Here is a 6,623-nt window from a genome sequence, read left to right on the forward strand (position 1 = left end):
GATTGTCGCGTTTGTGAACGCCATCGCAACCAACGATTCCATCCGGTGGGAGGTGATTGCCCAGTACCTGGCATACCCCACAATCCTGTCGGGTCTGTGGACGACCGTCTGGCTCACCGTCGTGAGCCTCATTATTGGCGTTCTGGGTGGCATCCTGCTGGCCGTCATGCGTATGTCCAAGAACGTCGTACTCTTTGCAGTCAGCGGGGCATACATCTGGCTTTTCCGCGGCACGCCCCTGCTCGTGCAGCTTCTGCTCTGGTACAACCTGGCGCTTTTCTTTCCCCGGCTCGGACTCGGTGCACTCAGCATCGACACCAACGTATTCATTACCCCGGTGATGGCTGCCCTGCTGGCGCTCGCCCTGAACGAAGCCGCCTACATGGCCGAGATCGTGCGCGGCGGAATACTCGCCGTGCACCCAGGCCAAAAGGAAGCCGGCGCCGCGCTCGGCATGCCGAACGGTGCAGTCCTTCGACGCATCGTGCTTCCGCAGGCGATGAAAGTGGTCATCCCGCCCGCAGGAAACGAGCTCATCACTCTTCTCAAGATGACGTCACTTGTCGCTGTCATCGGCGCTGGCGACCTGCTGACGAATGCCCAATACATCGGCACGAGAGACTTCACTCCGATGGAGATGCTGCTCGTGGCCACCGTCTGGTACCTCCTCCTCACCACCATTGCCACATTCGGGCAATTCTTGCTCGAGAGGCGACTCATGCGCAGCAGCACTCGTAGCGTCCGACGGCCGCTGCTCCGCCAGCTCCTCCGCAATCTGACCCCCGACCGGGTGCGCCCATGAGCGCGCTGAATGACGATAGGACAGCCATTGTGACGAGAGAACAAGACGAGGACGCCACGGGTCGCGAAACATCGGGTCAGCTGATGGTCGACGCCGCGAATCTGTTCAAGTCATACGGTGCAGTGGACGTTCTCAAGAACGTGTCACTTCAGGTGAAATCGGGAGAAGTGACGTGTGTGCTCGGCCCGTCGGGCAGTGGAAAATCAACACTGTTGCGCTGCTTGAATCACCTGGAAAAACCCGACAGCGGAACCATCACCGTTGACGGTGAACTGATCGGCTACCGCCGGAAGGGCGATGTGCTGCACGAGCTGGGCAACAAAGCCATCTCTCGCCAGCGCGAAGGCTTGGGCATGGTTTTTCAAGGCTTCAACCTGTTTCCTCACATGACGGCGGTGCAGAACATCACCGAAGCGCCCGCACGACTTCGCCGCGAGAGCGCAGCGGCTTTACGCGACCGAGCCCAGAGATTGTTGGCGAGGGTAGGTCTCGCCGAGATGGGGGACCGGTATCCAAGCCAACTCTCCGGAGGCCAGCAACAGCGCGTAGCGATTGCGCGCGCGCTTGCCATGCAGCCCAAAGTCATGCTGTTCGACGAGCCCACATCCGCCCTGGACCCGGAACTGGTCGGCGAAGTTCTTGATGTAATGCGCAGCCTTGCCTCAACCGGCGTGACCATGATTGTCGTGACTCACGAAATCGGATTCGCCCGGGAGGTGGCCGACAACGTTGTCTTCATGGACCACGGTGTGATCGTGGAGACCGGTCGTCCGGAGCAGGTCTTCGACGCGCCGACCCACCATCGCACGAAAGCATTCTTGTCCCGTGTGTTGAAATGACTTCCCGCCGCAGGATCCTCGTGATGGACCCTTTCGCATCCGTTGCCCAGATTGAGACGGCGTTGGGGGAAGACGCCGTGCATTTCGATGTGGTGGCGGCGACAACCCTGCCGCCGTCGGGCGAGGTTTTCGCGGTGGTCCTCGGCCCGGAAACCCCGCTCACCGAGGTGGGGGTCGCGAACCTGACCGGACTTCGCGTCATTGCCGTGAGCTCCACCGGGTACGACCATGTTCCGGTTGAGGCCGTGAATGCCGTCGGAGCGTGGGTCAGCACAGCTGCGGGCTACTGCACGGACGAAGTCGCTGAGCACACTGTGGCACTACTCCTGGGTGGATTGCGAGCGATCCCCGCCCTCGATGCGAGCGTTCGCCGCGGGGAATGGGACGTGACGCTCAGTGGTCCGAAGCGAATTCGCGGGGCCGTGGTCGGACTGGTGGGATTCGGTCGGATTGCCCAAGCCGTGGCGGTGCTCCTGAGGTCCCTCGGCGTGATCGTCAAGGCGTACGATCCGTTGACCCCTGCTGAGGTCTTCACCCGGATCGGGGTCTCGCGAGCTGAATCCGTCGAGTCTGCTCTGCAGAACTCGGATGCCGTGAGCCTGCACGTTCCGCTCGTCCCCGAGACTCACCACCTGCTTGACTCCACCAGGTTGGCCCTGCTTCGCCCGGGGACCTTCGTGGTGAATGTGGCGCGCGGTGCTCTTGTCGACACCGATGCACTGTGCGATGCCATCGAAAGCGGACAGCTGGCTGGCGCGGGCCTCGATGTGTTCGAGGAGGAGCCACTGAGCGAGACCGCGCGGGTGAGGACTCTCCCGGGCGTGGTCCTCAGCCCGCACGGTGCCTGGTACTCCGACAATGCGGAGACCCACCTGTTCCAGATGGCCACCCAGTCGATCCTGGACGTGTTCTACGGGCGCCGCCCGGCCGGAGCCATTTCGGGACCGGCCACCTAACAGGCACGTCATGTGGTGCTGTTCGTGGCGGTCCATTCGCTGAGGTCACGTCCCGCGTGATGGCGTCGTATCCCGTCACCGTACGGGTCATCCGCCCGTGCTGAGCGGATGACCGATCAACGCTGCGACGACACCGCGCTGCGCTCGGTGCCCGAGAGCTGCGCCACGTCGAGCGCGAACAAGTCGTCGGCACCGGCGGTCGCGGCGCCGAGCAGACCGGCGCACGCCGGCAGCAGCTGCTGAGCGTAGAACCGGGCCATCACGAGCTGAGTTTCGGCCTGCTGCGCGTCTCCCGTGGCGGCACCGGCGAGAGCGGAACGAGCCAGCAGCCAGCCGCCGACGCAGAGTCCCCACATCCGCAGATACGGCACGGAACCGGCGAGCACCGCGTTCGGGTCCGCCGGACCGGTGCGGAGCATCCATTCGGTTGCGGTGTCGAGTGCACCCAGTTGCGCATCGAGGGCCTGGCGGATGGAGTCGAACTCGTCGCCGGCAGCGGCCAGTTCCGGCAGGATATCGCGCATGGTCGCGAGAAACTCGAGTGCGGAATCGCCCCCACGCACACCCAACTTGCGACCGACGAGGTCCGCGGCCTGGATACCGTTGGTGCCTTCGTAGATTGCCATGATGCGCACGTCGCGATAGTGCTGGGCCGCACCGGTTTCCTCGATGAAGCCCATTCCGCCATGGATTTGCAGGGCGAGGGAGGTGAGCTCATTGCCGAGGTCACTGCCGAAGGCCTTGCAGATCGGCGTCAGCAGACCGGCAATCTCGTCGGCCCTGGCGCGCACCGCGGCATCCGGGTTGTGCGTACTCTGGTCGACGTACACCGCGTTCAGCAGCATGAGCCGGCGTGCGGCGGCGATGTAGGTCTTCTGCGTCATCAGCATGCGACGCACGTCGGGAAAGTCGATGATGGCCGAGTCGCGTTCCGTGGCGCCGATGGCCCGACCCTGACGCCGAAGCTGGGCAAACTCGAGCGACTGCTGATAGGCGCGCTCGCTGATCCCGACGGCCTGCATTCCCACCGAAACGCGCGCACTGTTCATCATGACGAACATGATCTGCATGCCCCGGTTCTCCTCGCCCACGAGATACCCAGTGGCACCGTCATAGTCGAGCACGCAGGTGGGGGACCCGTGGATGCCGAGCTTGTGCTCGAGCGACAGCGCGGACACGCCGTTGCGCTCGCCGAGGGACCCGTCGTCGTTCACAAGGAACTTGGGCACAATAAAGCACGAAATGCCCTTGGTTCCGGCGGGGGCGCCTTCAAGGCGGGCGAGCACGAGATGAACAATTTGCTCTGCCATGTCGTGGTCACCGTAGGTGATGTAGATCTTCTGACCGGTGATCGCGTAGCTTCCGTCGTCACGCTTGACGGCCCGGGTGGTGAGCGCGCCCACGTCGGACCCCGCCTGGGGTTCGGTGAGGTTCATGCTCCCGGTCCACTCCCCGTTGACCATCTTCGGGAGAAAACGCTGTTTGAGTTCATCGCTGCCGCCGTACAGGAGCGCCTCAATGGCGCCCTGGGTTAGCAACGGGCAGAGCGCGAAGGCCACGTTGGCGGTGCTCATCAGCTCCTGGATGGCCAAACCGATCGTGTGCGGAAAATCACCGCCACCGAATTCCTCGGGCAGCGGCACCGCGCCCCAGCCTGTGTCAACGTACTGGCGGTAGGCGTCCTTGAAGCCCGGGGAGGTGACGACGGTGCCATCCGGCTCGCGCCTGGCGCCCTGCACATCGCCGGCACGGTTGGTGGGGCCGACCACCTCGGCCATGAACTGGCCGCACTGCTCCAGGAGATCGACGACCGTGTCGAGGTCCGCATTCTCGAATCCGGGCAACGCAGCTACACCGGGATACCCGACCACGTGCTGGAGCGTGAAAGCTATATCGGCTGTCTGGGGACGAAATTCACTCATGCGTGACAGCGTAGCCATGGATGTCGGTGCCGTGGTGAGACCTCAGCATCTGTTCCGGTTTGTGCCGATTCCCTACAACTCTGCCGACAATCCACCGCCATTGGCGTTGTAATCCTACAAAGGCGCCGCGCTTGAGGCGGGCGCGTGGGGAACTCAACACCATCGCCAGCGCGGCCGACCGCGTCGCCACGCCCACGATCGGAATCCAGCGTGATCCGGCGACGGATGGATGCGCGCTGTCGCGCGATCCCCGTCGCCGGATCCACCTCAACGAACCGAAGCCGCTTCCACCCTGGTCGGCACCGATGCGCGCAGGAGATCAGCCGCCTTCTCGCCGATGATGATGGATGGAGCATTCGTGTGCCCTCGGATGATCTCCGGCATGATCGACGCGTCGGCGATGCGCAGTCCCTGAACGCCGCGAACACGCAGCTCTGGGTCGACCACCGATCCCGCATCCGATCCCATGCGAGCGGTGCTCGTCGGGTGGTACAGGGTCGGCGAGAACTTATCGATCACCGTGGCATCTCGCTCGGCCGCTGTCTGAGCATCCGACCCGGCGGGTTGGATGAACGTGCCGTCACCCCGCGTGGGAGCGAAGGCCGTGGCGGCGAGAATACGCTCGCACACGCCGAGGCCCGCGAGCAAGGTGTCACGGTCTTCTCCGTTCGGATCATTCAGGTAATTGGGATCGATCAGGGGTTTCGCGAGCGGATCGGCGGAGGCGAGTCGTACGGTTCCGAGGCTCTTGGGCCGCAGCAGAATAGCGCCGACACTGACGCCGTGCCGCGGCGCGGCCACGAGCCCCTCACCGATGTAGGGCACGGCCGCGAAGAGCACCTCGATGTCGGGGAAAGCGAGCGATGGGTCGGTCTTGACGAAACCGTACGCCTCCGCAATGTTGGAGGTGAGCATGCCGCGTTGCTGCGAGACGAAGTCGTTGAGCTGTTCCTCGGTCTCGGCACCGAAGAGGGTGTCATCGTCGGTCTCGACGGCGAGCGCCGCGAACAGGTGGTCGCGCATGTTCAACCCGACCTCGGGAGCATCGACGAGCACGGTGATTCCCAGGGAGCGGAGGTGCGTCGCATCACCGATGCCCGACAGCATGAGCAACTGCGGTGTGTTCACCGCCCCGCCGCTCAGCACGATCTCGCGGCGCGCGAAGACGGAGGTTGGGGTGCCCTCGCTGAGGTACTCGACACCGACAGCGCGGGTTCCCTCGAACAGCACGCGGGTGGCGTGTGCCCCGGTGCGAACGACCAGGTTGGAGCGCTCGGCTGCCGGCGCCAGGTAGGCCGCCGACGTGTTGTGCCGCATGCCGCCACGCTGGCTCACCATCGTTTGGCTGACCCCTTCCGGGTTTGCCGAGTTCGGCGCGACGAGTGGCATTCCGACCTCGACGGCAGCCTCAAGAAAGGTGGCCGTATGCGATCGAGGACTGCGCTGATGCGAGATCGAATTCGCGCCGTCCGTGCCCTGGTCGGGATCACTGTTGCCCTCCACCGCCTCCGCCTTGCGGAAATACGGCAGGAGCGCCTCGTACGACCAGTCGGGGCTGGCGAGCCGTGCCCAGTTGTCATAGTCGGCCGCGAATCCGCGCACCCACATCATGGCGTTCAGGGAGGAGGAGCCGCCCAGCACCTTGCCACGTGGCCAGTAGATCGACCGCCCCGTCAGCTCTGCCTGCGGCTCGGTCTGGTAATTCCAGTCGGCATCGGACTTGAACAGCTTCGGGAACGCGGCCGGGATGACGATTTCCTGCTTATCGTCGACACCACCGGCTTCGAGCAGTAGAACGGAGATACTCGCGTCTTCGGTGAGTCGAGCTGCGACAGCTGCTCCGGCCGATCCGGCACCGACGACGATGTAGTCGAATTCTTCAGTGTTGGTACTCATACGAGCGCTCCTTTTGACCGCAGATCCTTGCGCAGGATCTTGCCTGACGCCGACTTCGGGATGAAGTCGATCATTTCCACCTGTCGAACCTTCTTGTGCGGGGCCACCCGATCGGCGACCCAGATCATGATGTCTTCCCCGGTGAGCGTGGCCTCCGGCTGCAGTCGCAGGAACGCTTTCGGCACCTCTTCACCATCGGCATCGATCA

At 63.9% G+C, this 6,623-nt stretch carries 5 protein-coding genes and 1 pseudogene; 3 read left to right on the forward strand and 3 right to left on the reverse strand.

Translation table 11 applies throughout. The features are described 5' to 3' along the window. From JF66_RS15225 to JF66_RS15235, 3 genes are all read left to right on the forward strand, one after another. On the forward strand, positions 1-802 hold an 802-nt coding region (locus tag JF66_RS15225; RefSeq protein ID WP_035879378.1), incomplete at its 5' end, for an amino acid ABC transporter permease. 83 nt (positions 803-885) lie between these two features. After that, the gene (locus JF66_RS15230; RefSeq protein WP_035879388.1) at positions 886-1,641 is read left to right on the forward strand and encodes an amino acid ABC transporter ATP-binding protein; all 756 of its coding nucleotides are present in this window, start codon (positions 886-888) and stop codon (positions 1,639-1,641) included. A 23-nt stretch (positions 1,642-1,664) separates the two neighbouring features. Further along, on the forward strand, positions 1,665-2,597 hold the full coding sequence (locus tag JF66_RS15235; RefSeq protein ID WP_051973603.1) for an NAD(P)-dependent oxidoreductase: 933 nt from the start codon (positions 1,665-1,667) through the stop codon (positions 2,595-2,597). 116 nt (positions 2,598-2,713) lie between these two features. On the opposite strand, the gene JF66_RS15240 is transcribed toward JF66_RS15235, so the two are convergent. The 3 genes and pseudogenes from JF66_RS15240 to JF66_RS15250 form a co-directional block, all read right to left on the reverse strand. After that, positions 2,714-4,519 (reverse strand): acyl-CoA dehydrogenase, encoded by a 1,806-nt coding sequence (locus tag JF66_RS15240; protein WP_051973604.1) that lies wholly within the window; start codon positions 4,517-4,519, stop codon positions 2,714-2,716. A gap of 267 nt (positions 4,520-4,786) precedes the next feature. Then, positions 4,787-6,415 (reverse strand): GMC family oxidoreductase, encoded by a 1,629-nt coding sequence (locus JF66_RS15245; RefSeq protein WP_035879382.1) that lies wholly within the window; start codon positions 6,413-6,415, stop codon positions 4,787-4,789. After that, a pseudogene (locus JF66_RS15250) lies at positions 6,412-6,623 on the reverse strand (4-coumarate--CoA ligase family protein); the annotation flags it as partial. The pseudogene JF66_RS15250 and the gene JF66_RS15245, both read right to left, overlap by 4 nt.

It is taken from the genome of Cryobacterium sp. MLB-32, assembly GCF_000738085.1.
GTDB lineage: Bacteria > Actinomycetota > Actinomycetes > Actinomycetales > Microbacteriaceae > Cryobacterium.

What these genes read in the sequence shown, in the direction of transcription:
- JF66_RS15230 (WP_035879388.1), top strand. Translation starts at nt 886, where the DNA reads ATGGTCGACGCCGCGAATCTGTTCAAGTCATACGGTGCAGTGGACGTT.
- JF66_RS15235 (WP_051973603.1), top strand. Translation starts at nt 1,665, where the DNA reads ATGGACCCTTTCGCATCCGTTGCCCAGATTGAGACGGCGTTGGGGGAA.
- JF66_RS15240 (WP_051973604.1), bottom strand. Translation starts at nt 4,519, where the DNA reads ATGAGTGAATTTCGTCCCCAGACAGCCGATATAGCTTTCACGCTCCAG.
- JF66_RS15245 (WP_035879382.1), bottom strand. Translation starts at nt 6,415, where the DNA reads ATGAGTACCAACACTGAAGAATTCGACTACATCGTCGTCGGTGCCGGA.